This window comes from Catenulispora acidiphila DSM 44928 (genome assembly GCF_000024025.1).
In the GTDB taxonomy this organism is placed as follows: Bacteria; Actinomycetota; Actinomycetes; order Streptomycetales; family Catenulisporaceae; genus Catenulispora; species Catenulispora acidiphila.
This window is the reverse complement of record NC_013131.1, coordinates 10,220,515-10,238,507: the sequence shown is the minus strand read 5'-3', so window position 1 is coordinate 10,238,507 and position 17,993 is coordinate 10,220,515. Positions and strand designations below refer to the sequence as shown.

General features: G+C 69.4%; 17 protein-coding genes. 13 read left to right on the top strand and 4 right to left on the bottom strand.

Going from position 1 to position 17,993, the window contains the following annotated elements:
* Positions 1-2: 2 nt before the first annotated feature.
* From CACI_RS43675 to CACI_RS46960, 5 genes are all read left to right on the top strand, one after another.
* Positions 3-1,916: a branched-chain amino acid ABC transporter permease gene (locus tag CACI_RS43675; RefSeq protein WP_015797370.1), complete on the top strand. Its 1,914-nt coding sequence runs from the start codon at positions 3-5 to the stop codon at positions 1,914-1,916.
* Complete coding sequence (locus CACI_RS53375; protein WP_015797369.1) at positions 1,913-2,680, top strand: ABC transporter ATP-binding protein; 768 nt, start codon at positions 1,913-1,915, stop codon at positions 2,678-2,680. Before CACI_RS43675 ends, CACI_RS53375 begins: the two co-directional genes overlap by 4 nt.
* The gene (locus CACI_RS43665) at positions 2,680-3,342 is read left to right on the top strand and encodes an ABC transporter ATP-binding protein (RefSeq protein ID WP_015797368.1); all 663 of its coding nucleotides are present in this window, start codon (positions 2,680-2,682) and stop codon (positions 3,340-3,342) included. The genes CACI_RS53375 and CACI_RS43665 overlap by 1 nt, the downstream gene beginning before the upstream one ends.
* 2 nt (positions 3,343-3,344) lie before the next feature.
* Positions 3,345-3,755: a thioredoxin family protein gene (locus tag CACI_RS43660; protein WP_015797367.1), complete on the top strand. Its 411-nt coding sequence runs from the start codon at positions 3,345-3,347 to the stop codon at positions 3,753-3,755.
* A gap of 109 nt (positions 3,756-3,864) precedes the next feature.
* On the top strand, positions 3,865-4,542 hold the full coding sequence (locus tag CACI_RS46960; RefSeq protein ID WP_015797366.1) for a Uma2 family endonuclease: 678 nt from the start codon (positions 3,865-3,867) through the stop codon (positions 4,540-4,542).
* On the opposite strand, the gene CACI_RS43650 is transcribed toward CACI_RS46960, so the two are convergent.
* A complete protein-coding gene (locus CACI_RS43650; protein WP_015797365.1) occupies positions 4,539-4,940 on the bottom strand; it encodes an SseB family protein in 402 nt (133 codons plus the stop codon). The two genes, CACI_RS46960 and CACI_RS43650, sit on opposite strands and share 4 nt — an antisense overlap.
* A 200-nt stretch (positions 4,941-5,140) precedes the next feature.
* On the opposite strand from CACI_RS43650, the gene CACI_RS43645 reads away from it, so the two are divergent.
* The 6 genes from CACI_RS43645 to CACI_RS46955 all read left to right on the top strand — a co-directional run bounded on the left by CACI_RS43645 (position 5,141) and on the right by CACI_RS46955 (position 12,832).
* Positions 5,141-6,970, top strand: a complete 1,830-nt coding sequence (locus tag CACI_RS43645) for an acyl-CoA dehydrogenase (RefSeq protein WP_015797364.1) — start codon at positions 5,141-5,143, stop codon at positions 6,968-6,970.
* A gap of 42 nt (positions 6,971-7,012) precedes the next feature.
* Positions 7,013-7,702: a class E sortase gene (locus CACI_RS43640; protein ID WP_015797363.1), complete on the top strand. Its 690-nt coding sequence runs from the start codon at positions 7,013-7,015 to the stop codon at positions 7,700-7,702.
* Between the two features lie 74 nt (positions 7,703-7,776).
* Positions 7,777-8,598, top strand: coding sequence for an LPXTG-motif cell wall anchor domain-containing protein (locus CACI_RS43635; protein WP_015797362.1), 822 nt, complete (start codon positions 7,777-7,779; stop codon positions 8,596-8,598).
* 294 nt (positions 8,599-8,892) lie between these two features.
* Entirely contained in the window at positions 8,893-10,506 is a 1,614-nt protein-coding gene (locus CACI_RS43630) for a hypothetical protein (protein WP_041540820.1), read from the top strand.
* A gap of 443 nt (positions 10,507-10,949) precedes the next feature.
* On the top strand, positions 10,950-11,795 hold the full coding sequence (locus tag CACI_RS43625; protein WP_049871923.1) for a hypothetical protein: 846 nt from the start codon (positions 10,950-10,952) through the stop codon (positions 11,793-11,795).
* Positions 11,795-12,832 carry a hypothetical protein gene (locus CACI_RS46955; RefSeq protein ID WP_015797359.1) on the top strand — a complete coding sequence of 346 codons (1,038 nt, stop codon included), beginning with the start codon at positions 11,795-11,797 and terminating at the stop codon, positions 12,830-12,832. Before CACI_RS43625 ends, CACI_RS46955 begins: the two co-directional genes overlap by 1 nt.
* 62 nt (positions 12,833-12,894) lie before the next feature.
* On the opposite strand, the gene CACI_RS43615 is transcribed toward CACI_RS46955, so the two are convergent.
* A complete protein-coding gene (locus CACI_RS43615; RefSeq protein WP_015797358.1) occupies positions 12,895-13,794 on the bottom strand; it encodes a fructosamine kinase family protein in 900 nt (299 codons plus the stop codon).
* A 133-nt stretch (positions 13,795-13,927) separates the two neighbouring features.
* Positions 13,928-14,326, bottom strand: coding sequence for a phage holin family protein (locus CACI_RS43610; RefSeq protein WP_015797357.1), 399 nt, complete (start codon positions 14,324-14,326; stop codon positions 13,928-13,930).
* A gap of 391 nt (positions 14,327-14,717) precedes the next feature.
* On the opposite strand from CACI_RS43610, the gene CACI_RS53370 reads away from it, so the two are divergent.
* Entirely contained in the window at positions 14,718-15,332 is a 615-nt protein-coding gene (locus CACI_RS53370; RefSeq protein WP_049871922.1) for a MarR family winged helix-turn-helix transcriptional regulator, read from the top strand.
* A gap of 434 nt (positions 15,333-15,766) precedes the next feature.
* Positions 15,767-15,991: a hypothetical protein gene (locus tag CACI_RS43600; protein WP_015797355.1), complete on the top strand. Its 225-nt coding sequence runs from the start codon at positions 15,767-15,769 to the stop codon at positions 15,989-15,991.
* 400 nt (positions 15,992-16,391) lie between these two features.
* Here the strand turns inward: CACI_RS43600 and CACI_RS43595 are convergent, their stop codons facing one another.
* Complete coding sequence (locus CACI_RS43595) at positions 16,392-17,897, bottom strand: SPFH domain-containing protein (RefSeq protein ID WP_395994355.1); 1,506 nt, start codon at positions 17,895-17,897, stop codon at positions 16,392-16,394.
* Positions 17,898-17,993: the final 96 nt, after the last annotated feature.

Below are 17,993 nucleotides of genomic sequence, written 5' to 3'. Positions count from 1 at the left end.
CGATGTTCTACGCCGGTCTCGCACTCAACGGGCTGGCGATCGGGTGCGTGGCGGCGCTGGCCGCGGTCGGGCTGCTGGCGACCTATCGGGTGACCGGCGTGTTCAACATCGCCTTCGGCTCCAACGCGGTGTTCTGCGCCTACGTGATGTGGCAGTGCGTGCGGGTGTGGCACCTGCCGGTCGGCGTGGCCGCCGTGCTGGTGCTGGGGATCGTGGCGCCGGGGATCGGGCTGGTGCTGGAGCGGCTGGTCTACCGGCCGTTGCGGCGCAGCGGGGCTTCGGGGCTGCTGGTGGCGACGCTCGGCGTGCTGGTGTTGCAGCTCGGGCTGGTCTTCCTGCTGTGGGGCGGGCGTTCCTACGTCGACGCGCCCTCGTTGCTGCCCGCCGGATCGGTGCGGCTGACCGGATCGCTGACACTGTCCTACGCCACCATCGTCGAACTCTGCGTTGTCGTGCTGATCGCGGCGCTGCTGACGTTCCTGTTGCGCGCCACGCGGGTCGGCCTGATGGTGCGCGCCGTGGTGGACGACCGGGATCTGGCCGACTCGCTGCTGCCCGCCGACCGGCTCGCCGCCGGCGGCTGGGCGTTCGGGTCGTTCCTGGCGGGGGTCGCCGGCGTGCTGTGGGCGCCGATCTACCACTTGGACCCGTACAGCCTGACGCTGACCGTGCTGGAGACGATGGGCGTCGCGGTGCTGGCCCGGCTGACATCGCTGCCGGTCGCGGTCCTCGCCGCGCTGGCGATCGGGATCGGGCAGACCGAGCTGACCGCGGTGCATCCGGCGGCCCGGTGGCAAGGGCTGGTCGACGCGTTCCACACGAACCTGTTCGTCCTGGTGCTGTTCGCGGCGTTGATGGTCGTGCCCCGCTTGGGAATCCGCGATTCCGAATCGGTCGGCGCGGGATTGCATCGCGCCGGCGCGCGGCGGACTTCGAGCCCTGACATGGTCAGCCGGCTGCCGTTCGGTGCGCTGTCCTTGGTCTTGGCGCTGCCGTTGTTCTTCGATCCGGCCGATCTGCGCGCCTCGCTGGCGGTTCCGGCGTTGGCGGTGGTGTTCGTGTCGCTGGTGGTCGCGACGGGCTATGCCGGGCAGATCTCGTTGGGGCAGGCGGGTTACGCCGGGCTCGGCGCGCTGTTCATGGCGAAGCTGGCCGAGGCGGGGGTGCCGTGGCTCGTGGCGTTGTTCCTCGGTCCGCTGCTGGTGGTGCCGTTGGGCTGGCTCACCGGATATCCGGCGATCCACCGGCGCGGGCTCTATCTGGCGCTGACGACCTTCGCCACAGCCGCCGTCGTCGCGCGGTTCGTCTTCGCGCAGCCGGTGTTCGTCGGCGGGCTGGTGGTCGCACGGCCGCCCGGCTTCACCGACGATCACTGGTTCTACGCCCTGGAACTCGCCTGCTTGCTGCTCGCGCTGCTGCTGGTCCGCTCGCTGCACACCGGTCCGATGGGGCGCGCGCTGGGGGCGCTGCGCGATTCGGAGGCGGCTGCGGTCTCCGCGGGGATCGATGTGCGGCGCATGAAGGTGTTCGTGTTCGCGTGCGCGGCGGGACTCGCCGGTCTCGGCGGCGCGCTGACGACGTCCGCCGCGCAGGCGTTCAACCCGACGGACTTCGACCCGGTGCAAGGGCTGGTGTGGTTCGCGGCGGTCGCGGTGTGGGGCGTGGACTCGGCGATGGGCGCCGTGGTCGGGGCGGCCGCGCTGGTGGCGGTCGACGTCGGGACCGTGGTGGGGGTCTCCGGGCTGCTGATCGGGATCGGGGCGGTGGCGCTGGGGCGGTTCCCGGGCGGGATCGGCGCGGCGGTACGGCGTGCGGGGGACTGGCTGGCGCGGCCGCTGGAGCGTCCGGCGAGCAGGCGGCTGAGCCCGGCGGGGCATGCGGTGGCGGCGCGGGTGCGGGAACGGCGGGTGTCGTGAGCGGCGTGGAGATCAGAGGACTGCGACGCCGGTTCGGCGGCGTGACGGCGGTCGACGACGTGGACCTGGACGTGCCCGCCGGCGCGGTCACGGCGCTGATCGGGCCGAACGGCGCGGGCAAGACGACGCTGTTCCACTGCGTCACCGGGCTGGACACGGCCGATGCCGGGACGGTGACGCTGGTCGGCGGCAACACCGACCGTCTGCTTCTCAGCGGCCTGCCACCTCACGCGCGAGCCCGAGCCGGCGTCGCGTGGACCTTCCAGCGCATCGAACTGTTCGCCGGTCTCACCGTCGCCGAGAACATCCGCGTCGGAGCCGAGAACCGGCGCGGCCGTCCGCTGCTGTCCGGACTTCTGGGTCTACCGGATCCTCGGCGCGGCGCTGTGCGCGCCACGACCGCCGCCGTCCTCGACCGGCTCGGCCTCACCGCGCTCGCCGACGTCCCTGCCGGCTTGCTGCCCACCGGGACCATGCGCCTTGTCGAACTGGGCCGCGCCCTCGCCGCCGAGCCCGTCGCGCTGCTGCTCGACGAGCCCGCATCAGGCCTCGATGATGATCAGATCGCGCGTCTTGCCGAGGTCGTGCGCGCCCTGGCCGCCGACGGTCTCGCGATCCTGCTCGTCGAGCACGACATGCGGTTCGTCACGGTCGTCGCGGACCGCGCGTATCTGATGGTCGCCGGTCGCGTGCTGCTCTCCGGCGGCCCCGACGAGGTCTTCGCCTCCGAGGTGGCCCGCGATATCTACATCGGCGAGTCCTGATGCTCACGCTCGACGCGCTGCGCGTCCGCTACGGCCCGCTGGAGGCGCTGCACGGCGTCAGCCTCACCATCGCGCAAGGTGAGGTGACGGCCGTCCTGGGTCGCAACGGCGCCGGCAAGTCCACACTTCTGCGCGCGGTCGCCGGATACCTGCGCACGTCTGCCGGCCGCATCAGCTGGCAGGGCACTGACATCACCCGCGCTCCGGTCCGCCGCCGCGCCGCCGCGGGCGTGATGCTGATCCCCGACGAGGGCGGCGTGTTCCGTACGCTGACCGTCCGCGAGAACCTGGACCTGTTCGCCGCGGGACGCGACCTCGCCCCGGCCTTCGACGCGTTCCCCGATCTCAGCACCCTGTCACGCCGCCGCGTCGCGCTGCTGTCCGGCGGCGAGCAGCAGATGCTTGCCCTGTCCCGCGCCCTGCTCGCCCCCTGGCGCCTGCTCCTGGTCGACGAACTCTCCCACGGTCTCGCGCCCGTCCTGGCCACCCGCCTCTACGCGGTCCTGGCCACCCTCGCCGCCGCCCACCCCGACCGCGCCGTGGTCCTCGCCGAACCCCACCCCCGCGAAGCCCTCGCCATGGCGCACCGCGTCCACGTCCTGCGCCGCGGCGAACTCGCCGCAACGGGTTCCCCCACCGACTTCGACCCGGCTATTTTGTGACCATGGAAGCGCCCCTGGAGCTATTCGACCCGCAGCGCGACCCCCACGCCGACCTGGCATCAGCCAAAGCAGCCGCCGCCAAGGACGGCAAGGACATCCTTCTAGCCCTCGGCGCCCGCTGGTGCTCGGACTGCACCACCTTCGAAACCTGGACCCACGATCCCGAGGTAGCGGCACTCCTGGCCGAGAAATACCACCTCGTCACCATCAGCGTCGGCACCGCCCGAGGCCAACGCGACCAGAACACCGACATCGACACCAACCTCAACCACCCCATGGCCGGCGGCATCCCGTCCCTGTCAGTCCTCAACCCCGAAGGCAAAATCCGCTTCGACTCCGCCGACGGCGAATTCTCCCGCGCCCGCAAAATGAAGCCGACGGACCTTCTGGACTTCCTCAAGTACGGGCGCTGACAAACACGTTAGCCCGAACAGGTGATTGAACCGCATTCGCCTGCGCTAGCAGCGCGGTTACGCTGAACTCATGGAGTCAGATCGAGTTCCATCAGAAGGTTGGTCTCCCATGAGCGTCGCCTTTGTGGAGTATCCCCCGCTCCCGGACTCGCCGTATGAGATGTGGGTCCGCGGTGAGCTCGAGGGTTATCTCGGCCTGCCGGAGGGCTTCCGCGCCGAGATCATCGAGGGGGACATCGTCGTGTCGCCTGCACCGCGTTTCGATCACAACAAGATCGCTACGCTCATCAGTCATGCCTTCGCGATCGCGGCGGCAACGGATCCAGCCTTCGTATGGGAGACGGTGGTCGGTACCGGAGTCGGCGAGCCTCCGGACAGTGGCTGGATTCCCGACGTCGCGGTGATGGATCGGGTCCGCTCCGCCGAGGCCACCGCAGCGCGTGTGGCCGTCATCGGAGCGTCGGACATCGTGATGGCCGTGGAAGTCACGTCGCCGTCCAACGCCGACCACGATCGCGAACCGGGCCCGCAGCACCGGCAGAAGAACGGGAACCGGATCAAGACCAAGTGGACCGAATACGCTGCCGCCGGGATCGAGCACTACCTGCTGGTAGAACGCGATCCGCGCGTGGTGCGCACGACGCTCTATTCCGATCCGAATCCGGCGACGAGCCGCTACGAGTCCGCGATCGTTTGGGACTTCGGTCAGCCGATCGTCCTCCCGGAGCCGTTCGGGCTGACCATCGATACCGCACAGTGGAAGGACTGGTCTGGGCCGCAGTCCTAAGCCCCGTACAACCGCTGCATCGCATAAGCGGTCATCTGCTCGATCGCCTTCGCGTCGAACACGATGCGGTGCTCCCCCTCGATGTCCAGGACGATTCCGTAGCCGGTCGGCAGCAGGTCCAGGACCTCGCCGCCGGTGACGGTGAAGTAGCGGGACTCCTCGCCGGAGTAGGCGCGGAGCTCTGTGAGCGAGCTGAACATCGGGATCACGGGCTCGGGGGTGTCGTGCAGGGCCAGGAAGCCGGGCTGTTCGCCGCGGGGGCAGTAGATCTTCGCGCTGTTGAACACCGTGTAGAAGTCCTCGGGGCCCATCACGCCGCCGGTGAACGCGCGGATCGCGTCGCTCAGGGCGGGGTTGGCCACCTGGGACGGCGGGGGCTCCTGGGGATAGCCGTACACGTCACGAGAGCCTACCCGCCGCTCGCGGGGCGGCGCACGGCGCCGGCGTGATCGACCTCACCGCTTCTGTGACCGAATAGAGCAAGGCGCGGGCTTGCGGCTAGTTACCGGTGGGTAGCATCCTGGGGAGGGACTATTACTCACCAGTACGACCGGAACGTAAACCCTGAGCCGGTCCGGGACAGCGGGAGCCTACGGCGATGAGCCACTACAAGTCGAACCTGCGCGACATCGAGTTCAACCTCTTCGAGGTGTTCGGGCGCGGCGAGGTCTACGGGACCGGCGAGTACGCCGACATGGACGTCGACACCGCCAAGTCGATCCTGGCCGAGGTGGAGCGGCTGGCCGTGGACGAGCTGGCGCCGAGCCTGCTCGACTCCGACCGCAATCCGCCGATCTTCAACCCCGAGACGCACTCGGCCACGCTGCCGGAGAGCTTCAAGCGCTCCTACAAGCAGTTCATGGACGCCGAGTGGTGGCGCCTGGGCCTGCCGACCGAGCTGGGCGGCACCCCGACCCCGCGCACCCTGCGCTGGTCGGTGGCCGAGCTGGTGCTCGGCGCGAACCCGGCGATCTGGATGTACTCCTCCGGCGCCGACTTCGCCACCGTGGTCTGGAACCTCGGGACCGAGGAGCAGCGCAAGGTCGCCCGCCAGATGGTCGATGGCCAGTGGGGCTCCACCATGGTGCTCACCGAGCCCGACGCCGGCTCCGACGTGGGCGCCGGCCGCACCAAGGCGGTCCAGCAGGCCGACGGCTCCTGGCACATCGACGGGGTGAAGCGGTTCATCACCTCCGGCGAGCACGACCTGTCGGAGAACATCATCCACCTGGTGCTGGCCCGTCCCGAGGGCGCCGGTCCCGGCACCAAGGGCCTGTCGCTGTTCATCGTGCCGAAGTACGACTTCGACTGGGAGACCGGCGAGCTCGGCGAGCGCAACGGCGCCTACGTCACCAACGTCGAGCACAAGATGGGCCTGAAGGCCTCCACCACCTGCGAGGTCACCTTCGGCCAGAACGGCGTCCCGGCCAAGGGCTGGCTGCTCGGCGAGGTGCACGACGGCATCGCGCAGATGTTCACCATCATCGAGTTCGCGCGCATGATGGTCGGCACCAAGGCGATCTCCACGCTGTCCACCGGCTACCTGAACGCGCTGGAGTACGCCAAGCAGCGCGTGCAGGGCTCGGACCTGACCGTCCCGGGCAAGGACGCGCCGCGCGTCACCATCACCCACCACCCGGACGTGCGCCGCTCGCTGATGACGCAGAAGGCCTACGTCGAGGGCATGCGCTCCCTGGTCCTGTACACGGCGACCCACCAGGACGCGATCGAGCAGGCGCGCGCCGCCGGCACCGAGGACAAGCACGCCGAGCGCATGAACGACCTGCTGCTGCCGATCGTGAAGGGCTACGGCTCGGAGAAGTCCTACGAGCAACTCGCGCAGGCGCTGCAGATCTTCGGCGGCTCCGGCTTCCTGCAGGAGTACCCGCTGGAGCAGTACATCCGCGACGCCAAGATCGACTCGCTGTACGAGGGCACGACCGCGATCCAGTCCCTGGACCTGTTCTTTCGCAAGATCGTGAAGGACGGCGGCGTCGCGCTGACCACCCTGAACGACGAGATCGCCGCCTTCCTGGCCGGCAACCCGGGCGGCGCGGAGCTGGCCCGCGAGCGCCAGTTGCTGTCCACCGCGCAGGCCGAGGTCGGCGGGATGCTCAAGGCGATGCTGGACAAGGCCGGCGAGTCGCTGTCGGACCCGCAGCAGTTGTACGTCGTCGCGCAGAACACCGTGCGCTTCCTGTTCGCGCTCGGCGACGTCATCGTCTCCTGGCTGCTGCTGCGCGGCGCGACCGTCGCGCAGGCGGCGCTGGCCGACGGCACGGCCGGCCGGGACGTGCCGTTCTACACCGGCAAGGTGGCCGCGGCGAAGTTCTTCGCCCAGAACACCCTGCCGCTGCTGGCCGCCCAGCGCGCGATCGTCGAGGCCACTGACAATGCCCTGATGGATGTGCCGGAGGAAGCCTTCTAAGCCTCTTCGCTTTTCACGGAGTCGCCCCTACTCTGCGCCACTATGGCGAGGGCAGGGGCGCTTCTGCGTATTGCGATACGGACCGTCGGCGAGCTACTGGTCACGTCCTCCGTGCTGTTGGCGCTGTTCATCGTGTATCAGCTCTATTACACGAACGTGGTCGGCCGCCATGTGATGAACCAGGAAGTGAATGACATCCACAAGCAGTGGACGGTCGCGGCACCCGCGCGTCCATCTGCTCCGGTGGTGATGGCGGCACCGCCTCCCGCCCCAATGCCGCACAACGGCGACGACGTCGCGATCCTGCACATCCCGCGCCTGGGCTCCGGCCTGGACGACGCGGGAATCCCGGTGCTGGAAGGCGTCGGGCTCGACATCCTGAACAAGGCCACCGGCCACTACCCGGGCACCGCGCTGCCCGGCCAGATCGGCAACTTCTCGGTCGCCGGCCACCGCAAGACGCACGGCGAGCCGTTCCGCCACCTTGACGAGATGCGCGCCGGGGACCTGGTCTACGTGGAGACCGCGAAGGATTGGTACACCTACCGGATCGACGCCGACCCGGTGATTGTCCAGCCCACGGACCTCGGCGTGGTGGACCCGGTGCCCGGCGAGCCCGGGGTCCGGCCGACCCAGGATCTCATGACCCTGACAACCTGCAACCCCTGGTGGTCGTCCACCCAGAGGATGATCGTGACCGGCCATTTGATCGCCACGCGGCCGCGAACATGACTATTGACACTCCGTCAGATTGCTTCCTCAATGACTAGGCAGTTCGATCTGTCGTTCGATGTCAGGAGGCATCCATGGGTCGTCAACCAGAGCATATGAAGCGCGTCACCGGGCGGGTCGCGGCGGTCGGGGGCGCCGCCGCGCTCGCCGCGGCGGCGCTGACCGTGTTCGCGCCGGCGGCGGGCGCCGGCACCGCGAGCGTGGGCTACGGGAGCTGTACGAGCAGCAATCCCGCACTGGCCGCGCCGCCGCCGAACTACACCTCGCAGGTGACCCTCACACCTCAGGGTTCTTCCTTCCAGGCGGGCAAGGCCATCACCATCACCTGGCACTACTCCATCTCCACGGCGCCGGGCCCGGTCGGGATCCCGGTGGCGAAGGTGGCCACCGCGAAGGCGAAGATCGTCATCGCCGGCGCGGCGAGCTCGACGGTCACCACCGGGTCCTCGGCGAACTTCCCGCCCGAACCGGTCACGCCGGGAAAAACGTTTCAGATCCCTGACATGACCGCGACGTTCACGCCGTCCGCCGCCGGGACGTACACCCTCACCCCCGGCGACAACGAGCAGGACGTGGCGCAGTTCGGGGTGGTCGTGAAGTGTAAGGCCTCTGCGTCCGGTCCGGCCGCGACGATCACCGTCGGGCCGGCGTCGGGCGGAGGCGGCGCTACGTCGACGACCAGCTCTCCGTCCACGGGTACTTCGTCCACGGGTACCCCGTCCACCAGCGCCCCGTCCACGTCGGTCGACTCCTCGCCCTCCACCAGCTCCACCGACGGCGTCCTGCCGCACACCGGATTCGACGGCCGCTGGCTGGCCGGCGGCGTGGTGCTCGCCGCCGCCCTCGGCGCGGGGAGCCTGTACGCCACCCGCCGCCGGCGCGGCACGCACGACTGAGGCGCCTCACGGCTGAAGCACTCCACGGCTGAAGGAAAAGCCCTGATTCACCCGCCATCCCTCGCACGCTGCGGCCGGGCTTTCGAACGTGCGTATTGACTTCGCGACCGTGCTGCCCGTGAATATCTGACGCTCCATCAGAATCGGTGTGCGACAACCCACCCCTGCGGGCCGCCGGCCCGTGGGTTTGTCACCCCCTCAGAAGAAGAGAGGGCACCACCAGTGAGACAAGGGTTCGGATCCAGACACAGAACCAGACCCGGCCGGGCCGCGGCCCTGGCCGGCACCCTCGCCGTGGCCCTGGCCACCGCGACGGCCCTGGCTCCCATCGCCGCGGCCGGCACGACGACCGTGACGTTCGGGAGCTGCACCAGCAACAACCCGGCGCTCGCGGCACCGCCGCCGGACTACAGCAGCCAGGTGACCCTGACCCCGTCGGCGAGCAGTGTCGCCGTTGGATCGCCGGTCACCATCACCTGGCACTACTCGCTGTCCACCGCTCCCTCGCCCGGCATCCCGATCGCCAACGCGGCCACCGCGAAGGCGCAGATCGTGGTCGGCGGAGCGGCCAGCAGCACCATCTCGGCCGGACCCTCGGCGGCGTTCCCGCCGTCGCCGGTCGCCACCGGCGGGACGTTCCAGATCCCGGACTTCACCGCCACCTTCACCCCGACGACCGCCGGCACGTACACGTTCACGCCCGGGAACAACGAGCAGGACGTGGCGCAGTTCGGCATCGTGATCCAGTGCACCGCCAGCGGCGCGAGCTCGGCGGCCACCGTCACCGCGACCAACGCCTCGGCGTCCGTGGCCGACGCGGCCGTCCGGCCCGGCGGAACGGTGAACTTCACCGGCGCCGGCTGGATCGCCGGGGAAACCGTCACCCCGTCGTTCACCGACAGCGCGGGCGCCTCGACGCCGGGTACGGCGATCACGGTTCCGGCAGGAGGCGCGATCTCCGGGTCCATCGGAGTTCCCGCCGCCGCAGCCACCGGCGCCGGATCGCTCGTCTTGACCGGCAGTACCAGCGGCGCGGTCCCGACCGCGGTCACGGTGCTGGGCGCGCCGACGCTGAGCGCGTCGCCGTCGTCCGGCGGTCCGGGCACCGTCGTCGGTCTGTCCGGCGGCAACTGGGATCCCGGCGCGACCGTGGCGGTCAGCGGCGTGGACGCGTCCAACAATCCGGTTGGCAGCCCCTCAACGCTGACCGCGGACGCCTCCGGCCACCTGTCCGGCAATTACACGGTTCCGAGTTCCCCGATCGCCGCCATCGGCGCCGCGGAACTGGTCGGCGGCGCACCGAGCACGACTCTGCGGGCGGCGGCGGCGTTCACCTACGCCGGCAACTCCTGCACCGCTGACGCGGCCGGAGCGGCTGTCTCGGCGACCGGGACGTGTTCGGTACCGCAGAGCGCGAACGTGGGCGTCACCGGCGGTCCGTTGCAGATGAACGAGAACACCGGCGCGGTGGCGTTCCCGGGCGTGACCCTGGACGGTACGGCGCACACCCAGACCGGCGCGCTCCAGCAGGTCGACGTCCAGGACTTCCGCGGCACCACCAACGGCTGGGTCCTGAACGCCACCATGTCCGACCTGGCGCTGACCGGCGGACCGTACGCCAACAGCGGTGCCGCGCCGATCCCGGCGGGCAACGTCTTGGCCGGCGCCCTGACCTGCACCGGCAACCCGGCCGGGAGCACTCCGTACCCGTCGACCCCGACGGCCGGCTCCGGCGGCGCGCTGAGCACCACCACCGCGATCACCCTGTGCTCGCAGGCAGCCGGCGGGACCACCCCGCCGACCGTCACCGGCGGCGACTTCCTGGTCGGTGCCGGGCTGAGCCTGAAGGTCCCTGCGTATGTCCTGCAGGGCACCTACACCGGCACGGTCACCATCTCCCTGCAGTGAGGCGCGCGCACACCGCGCTGAGCTGAGGGACGCAAGCGGCTTCCGGTGGGGCGAGGTCCATTCGCCCCACCGGAAGCCTCAGCCATGAGTACCACACCGGCCCACTCGCCGAGGAGATCGCTGTGGAGATCACTGTGGGGACCGCTAGAGAGAACTCCGTGGTCCGTCGCAAGGTGCGTACGCGCGCGGCAGCAGTGCTTCTAGCCGGGGCGGTACTAGTGGGAGCCTCGGTCGGCTTCAGTAGCGGAAACGCTAGAGCGGCCGCGACTCCGAGTCCTGCTCCGCCGTCCCCGAAACCGAGCGCTCCTGGTTCCCCCAACGACGCGCACCAGAACGGTTCCTGGTGGGTCCAGCCCGCCCCGACGCCGGGTTCGACAGCTGCGGCGCGCCAGTACTTCATCCTGGAGGGCCGTCCGGGTACGACGCTGCAAGACGGTCTGGCGGTGTCCAACTACACCGACCACCCGATCACCTACTACGTGTACGGAGCCGACGGCTACAACACCCCTAGGGACGGCCAGTTCGCGCTCCGGGACCACGGCTACGCCATGATCGGCGTCGGCTCGTGGGTGCGTACCGCGTTCCCCACGATCACCGTTCCGGCACGCACTTCCACGGTTGTGCCGATCTCCATAGCGATCCCCGCGAACGCTTCCCCCGGCGATCACGTCGGCGGCGTATCCGGAATGGATACCGCTGTGGAGAGCGTGCAGCAGCAGGGCAACGTACAGGTCGGTATCAAGCGAGTAGTCGCCGCGCGCCTCTATGTGCATGTCGACGGACCCGCTGTCGGTGGGTTGACCGTCACTCAACTGAAAGTCACGGGATCCGCATCATTCCCCGCCTATGTGAGTGACAGTGACGGAACGGTTACTGCAACGGTTACTAATAGCGGCAACTTGCTGGAGTCCCCTAAAGCGCATCTCCGTGCGACCGGAATCTTCGGCACGCTGATAGACCGCACCGTTCAGCTTCCGCAGATCCTGCCCGGACAGAGCATCGATTTCTCCCAGGCGTGGAAGAACATGCCGCCCTTTGAGATCGGAACTCTGCATCTGGATGTCACCGACGACACCGCTTCTCCACCGGTGACATCGTCCGAGGCGCTGTCGCTGACCCTGATTCCCTGGCTCACGCTGCTGGTCGCGGCCCTGGTGGTGCTGGCGCTGCTGGTGGGACTTCTGTTCTGGCGGCGCAGAAGGAATCCGCCGCCGGTCCGTCCCCGGGTCCGGCGGGAGCGGCCCCAGCGGCACGAGCGGCCCGAGACAACGAAGGCTGCGGCGCCTTGATGCGCCGACTCGCAGCGGTCGCTGCGGCGTTTGTCGCGGCGATCCTGCTCGCCGCCGGTCTCCCCGTGCCGGCCGCGCACGCGACCGATGACGGTCCCTCCCTGGTGCTGTCCAAGACCACCGCGAAGCTGGGGGAGTCCATCAGCGTGACCGGCAGCGGATTCCCCATAGGGGCTCAGTTGCAGGTGGAGATATGCGGGATCGGGGGAACGTCGAACTCTTGCGCCATCGCGTCGGCGGTGGGTGCGACCGCTGACGCCCTTGGCGGCTTCCACCAGAACCTGCCGGTCGTCGAGCCGCCGACGCCGTGCCCCTGCACTGTGCACGTCACCCCGTTCGCCGGTACCGCCGCCGACCCCGTGGACACCCCGATCAGCATCCCCGGCCTGCGCTATCTGCCGCAGGACGCGCCGACGCCCGCCGCCGGCGTGGCGAAGCTGATGGCGGTCGGCGCGGTCGACGACTCGCCGTTCCTGACGCAGCTCGGCGCGGACGGCTCGGCGCGCGTCACGGTGACCTTCGCCAACCTCGGCGGCGGACCGGCTCCGGACCCTGGTGTGGTGCTGACGGTGTCGCGCGGCGGGAAGCAGGTCGCCAGCTGTCCGCTGGCCTGGACCGGCGGCGCGCTGGCCGTCGGCGCGCGTCGGGTGCTGACCTGCGAGCTGGCGCTGCCGGGCGGCTGGTTCCGCGACTACGAGATCGGAGTCGCGATCGGCGCGGCGGGGCATCGGGCGACCGTCCGCACCCTGTCGGCGGCCGTGCGGCCCTGGGGCGAGCTCGTGGCGCCCGCCGCGCTGCTGGTCGGCGTGCTGTGCTTGTTCGCGGCCCGCAGACGGCGCTACGAGCCGGTCAGGGGTCTTCCGGTACGTCCGGGCGCCGTCGCGGGCCGCAGGAGCGGTGCGGCCGTCCCAGAGCCCTTCCCGGGGCCCTTCTCAGAGCCGTTCTCGGCGGTGGAACCGGCGACGCTGGGGGTCGTGCTTCCGGCGCCAGGGCTCGAAAACGCGACAGCTGAGACAACTGGGACTGCTGAGGCCTGAGAACCGAGACTGCTGAGAACGGGCCCTCATGACCGGCCGTGGCGTCCACTGCGCTCTCGGCCCTAGCGCAGGCGTTCGGCCAGCTCCCGGGCCACGGAGGCGGCCCGCACCCCGTAGTCGGACCCGTACAGAGCCGCGTGCACCAGCAACGGATGCAGCTGGTGCAGGGGGACCCGCTCCTGCCAGCCGTCTGCCAGCGGGTGCACCTCGTCGTAGGCCGCGATGATCCGGTCCAGATACGGCGGCGGGAACAGCGCCAGCATCGCCAGGTCGGTCTCGCGGTGGCCGCCGTGCGCCGCCGGGTCGATGAACCAGCCCTCGCCGCGGCCGTCCCACAGGATGTTGCCGCTCCAGGCGTCGCCGTGGATCCGCGAGGGCCGCTCCTCCTCGCCGGCCAGGAAGTCGATGCGGGTGCAGACCTCCTCGATCACCTGTGCGCCCTCGGCGTCCAGATGGCCGCGGTCCCGGGCCAGGCGCACGTAGGGGAGCACGCGGCGCGTGACGTAGAACGTGGCCCAGTCCTCGTCGTCGCCGTTGTCCAACGGCAGGACCGCGATGTACCCCGGCCAGTCCGCGCCGAAGCTGTGCGCGCCGCGGGCGTGCAGGGAGGCCAGCCGCCGGCCGAACTCCTCGGCGCCGTCGGGCGTCGGGCGCCCGGGGGCGACCCAGGAGGTGACCAGGATGTCCTCGGCGACCCCGAGGACTTCGGGGACCCGCACACCGCCGGAGGTGCCGTCGGCGCCGACCGCCTCGCGCAGCCAGCGCAGACCCGCCGCCTCGGCGTCGAAGTACCCGGGACCTGCGATCTTCTCCGCGTGCTCCAACGTCTTGACGAACGCCGCCCCGCCGCTGAAGAACTGTATGCGGTACGTCTTCCCGAAGGAGCCGCCTCCGATGGCGGCCACGCCGAGCACGGCCCTGTTCAACAGGGCGGCCACGCGGTCCGCGACAGTACTCGCCATATGGCGATCGTAGCCGCAGGTGACGGCTCTGCCGGCGGAGTAAGTCCGAACTGCGCCGGTTTGTGTCCAGGAGTTTTCAGCGATTATGGCGAAACAGCTCACCGCATGCCTCATACGCGGGGCTGTACGGGCCCTAACGCTTCACGTCGTCCGGCAGCATCGCGTGCAGGGCGATGGAGACCACGCTGATCACCAACGCCCCGATCAGGGCCGCCGCGAGACCGTCCACGTGGAAGCGCACCTGGTAGTGGTCGCAGATCTTCGAGGTGAGCAACAGCATGAGTGCGTTGATCACGAAGGTGATCAGCCCGAGGGTGAGGAGGAACAACCCGAACGTGGCGATCTGCACCAGCGGCTTCACCAGAGTGTTCACCGCGGCGAAGATGATCGCCACGATCAGGATGGTGAGCACCTTCTGCCGGGTGGCGTTCGGGGCGTTCGGCTCGACCAGGATCTTCACGCCGGAGACCACCAGTGTGGTGACCCACAGGGCGATACCGTTGATACCGATCTTCAGCAGCAGATTCTTCATCGCGGCATGCTCGCACGGCGCCTAATCGGGAGTCGAGGGCTTGACACGGAGCCGTTCTTCCTCAACAACGGAACATGAAAGCCACTTCGTCCGGCCCGGCCGGACACCCTCCGCGTTCCTTGATGCGCTCACTGTGGCGTAAGAGGACTTCGAGGGGACTCGCCGGGCTTGCCGAGGTCACAGCTTTCTAAGAAATCGACCACCGGTGCCGCGCACATTCCCGTGTACCCGTACTCTGGCAAGCAGACGGTGACTGGATTCCGTCATCGTCCACTGATGTCGCCTGATCGGCGGATGCAGAAGGCTGGTTTCACGCCTGGCTATCAGGGTCGGTATCCCACGAACGGCCCTGAATTGGTTCATGAAGGGTTTTGCCGGATATGCTCACACCATGACTGCGGTGGAACAGCGGCTCGGCCACAAGGTCAAGAGCCTCGAACAGGAACTCAGCGGGGCCAAGGACGCCGTGCTTCGGCCGATGGGCGTGACGGTCCCCCAGTACACGGCCCTGCTCGTCATCAATGACGAGCCCGGCATCAGCGGAGCGGAGTTGGCCCGACGTTGTCTGGTCACCCCTCAGACGATGACCACGGTCCTGGGCAACCTGACCCTCAAGGGATACATCGAGCGCCGCTCGGTGCCCGGCCAGGGTCGTGCCATGGAGACCACGATCACCACGGCCGGCAAGCGGATCCTGGCCAAGGCCGACAAGGAGGTGCTGGCCGTCGAGAAGACACTGGCCGGCACCATGGCGGTCAAGGACCAGGCCACGTTCGCCAAGCTGCTGGATCAGGCGCGCGCCCCCTTCACCAAGGAGGAGGCAGCGCCGAAGCCGGTGAAGCGGGCGGTGCGGACCACGGCGAAGAAGACCGCGAAGAAGGCCCCGGCCAAGAAGACCGCGGCGGCCAAGGCCGCCCCGGCCAAGAAGGCCGCTGCCAAGAAGACCGTGAAGAAGGCGGCCGCGAAGAAGACCGCCAAGAAGACGGCCAAGAAGACCGCGCGCTGAGCCACCCGGCTCACGCTCGGCGACAATCGGCAAGATCCCTGCTAGTAGGGCCCGGCGCGCAAGCGCCGGGCCCGAAGGATTGCAGGGGTCTTTTTTCGTGCCCGCACGCCCGCGCCCCTGCCCGCGCCCTGCCCGCACCCCTGCTCGGCGGCGCCGGCGAGGCCGCGCACATCAGTGCACTGCTCGCACATCAGCACATTGAGCCACTCCGGCCCCGGGTATCTCAACATCCTCAAAAGCAACTTGCGCCACTCCCGTCCCGCTAGCCCCACGCGCCACACCGGCGGGCTCGGACCGGAAACCCGGTCCCGCAAGCCGCTTGCCAACGCGACATATCGCGTGGTTACCTGGGAACCAGAAGCGTAGGCCACGACGTTGAGTGGTACAGGACCTTCGGTTCTGGAGAAAAACGACAAGGACAAGGTGGGGTCGCAATGCCCTTCTGGCTCAAGTGGGTGGCACTCCCGATCGCGGGCGCCGTCGTGGCGTTCTGGGTGATCACCGCGATCATCCACGCCATCCTGGGCTCGCTGCTGACGCTCGCCCTGGTGGTCGTCGCGGCAGGCGCACTGTACTGGGGATACAACAAGGTCATGATGGAGATTCCGGCCTACCGCCGGAAGAAGCTGCGGGACAAGCAGCGCAAGGGCCTGTACTAAAGGCTCGGGCGGCCGAGCGGCCGCCGCGCGGTGAGGGGACTGGCGCGTTCCGTGTGTCCCGTGCGACCCGTGTGACGCACGGGTTCCACGGGACGCAGGGCGTTGCCCGGGGCGGATGCGTGCTGAGGGAAATTGGTGAGACCCGCTGACGCGGGTCTCATTGTCGTTCCTTCCCTCGGGCAGGGCTTTTACTCCCCCGGATTGTCCGCGCTCAGGCGGCCTGATCGCACCGGACCGTATCGAGTCTCACCCCGGCGCATCAGGGTCCTGAAGTTGGCTTGATTCAGTCGTTGCGAACCAAAGCTCTGCGATCCGTGGAACCCGAGCGCGGGTGGGCCCGGCGGAACCGAATCCGCCGGGCCCACAACCGTTTCAGGCGCTGTCCCTACCTCTAGCCGTTCTACTCGACGACCTCCACGACCTGCACGGTCTCCTTCGTCTCCAGACCCACGGCCTTGCCGTTCTGCTCCGGCAGGGTGGCGCGGCGCAACGCCTGGTCCCCCATCGAAGCAAGCATCTGGCGCGCCAGACCCAGGCCGGTGCCACCCATCGTCAGGGCTTTGCTGAACACGTCCGTCACGCCCTCGGCGCCGTTGAGCAGCACCATGTGCTCGACGTTCTCGAAGGACTTGGCGCCGGCCGCGACCACCATCGGCAGCTGCGAGACCAGCTGTTGGGTGATGATCGCTTCCTGGTGCTCGGCCAGCGCCTCACCGCGGGCCTTGATCGCCTCGGCCTCGGCCAGACCCAGCGCCTGTGTGGCGTCGGCCTCGGCCAGACCGCGGGCCTTGCGGGTCTCAGCCTCCGCGATGCCCTCGGCCCGGCGCGCGTCCGCCTCGGCCAGACCGCGGGCGCGGCGCCCTTCTGCGTCGGCGAGAGCCTGGGCTTGCGCCGCGTCGGCGGACGCCTGACCCAGCGAACGCTTCGCCTGCGCCTCGGCTTCGGCTGCCGCCTTGACCCGGCCGGCTTCGGCGACGGCTCGCAGTTCGGTCTCCCGGGCGTGCGCCTCGGCCTCGTGGATCTTCGCCTCGCGGTCGGCCTGCGCGACCGTGACGGTCTCGTACGCGCGGGCGTCGGCCGGCTTGCGAACCTCGACCTGCAGCTGCTGTTCCTTGCGCTGCGCCTCGAGTTCGGCCACGCGCGTCTCCTGGACGACGACGTCCTGCCGCGCCTGCGCGTCGGCCAGCGGTCCGGCCTGGCGCGCACGGGCCTGCGCCTCCTCCACCTCGGCCTGGTAGCCGGCCTGCTGGATGCTCGCCTTGCGCATCGCCTCGGCCTTGCGGGCGTTGGCCTCCGCCTCGGCCTCGGTGGCGCTCTGGTCGGCGGCGGCCTGCGCGATGCGGGCGTCCCGGGTGACGGCGGCGGCGTGCGGCGCCGACAGGGCCTTGATGTACCCGGTCGGGTCGTCGATCTCCTGGATCTGCAGCGAGTCGATGATCAGGCCGAGCTTCTCCATCTCGGTGCCGCTGGTGGCGCGGGTCTGCTCGGTGAGCCGCTCGCGCTCGCGGATCATCTCCTCGACGGTCAGACCGCCGACGATGGAGCGCAGGTGCCCGGCGAAGATGTTGTGGACCCGGACCCCCATCTGGGCCTGCTGGTCCAGGAACCGGCGCGCGGCGTTGGCGATCGAGGCGTGGTCGTCGCCGACCTTGAAGATCACCACACCCTTGACGTGCAACGGGATCCCCTGCCGGGTCACACACTCGACCTCGAGCCCGGACTCGTTGAGATCCAGCGACAGCCGCCGCACCACCTGCACACCCGGCAGCACGAAGCTGCCGCCCCCGGTGACGATGCGGAAGCCCAGCCCGTCATTGCCCGCGCCGCGGTGCCGACGCCCGGAGACGATCAGCGCCTGGTTCGGCTCGGCGACCCGCCACATGGCCTTGAACAGGAATACGAGCATTGCGATGAGGAGTACGGCTCCCCCTGCGACGTACGGAACGGCACTGGACACCGTTCACATCCTTCCCGTGTGGCCTCCGTACCGTGCGGAGTGCCA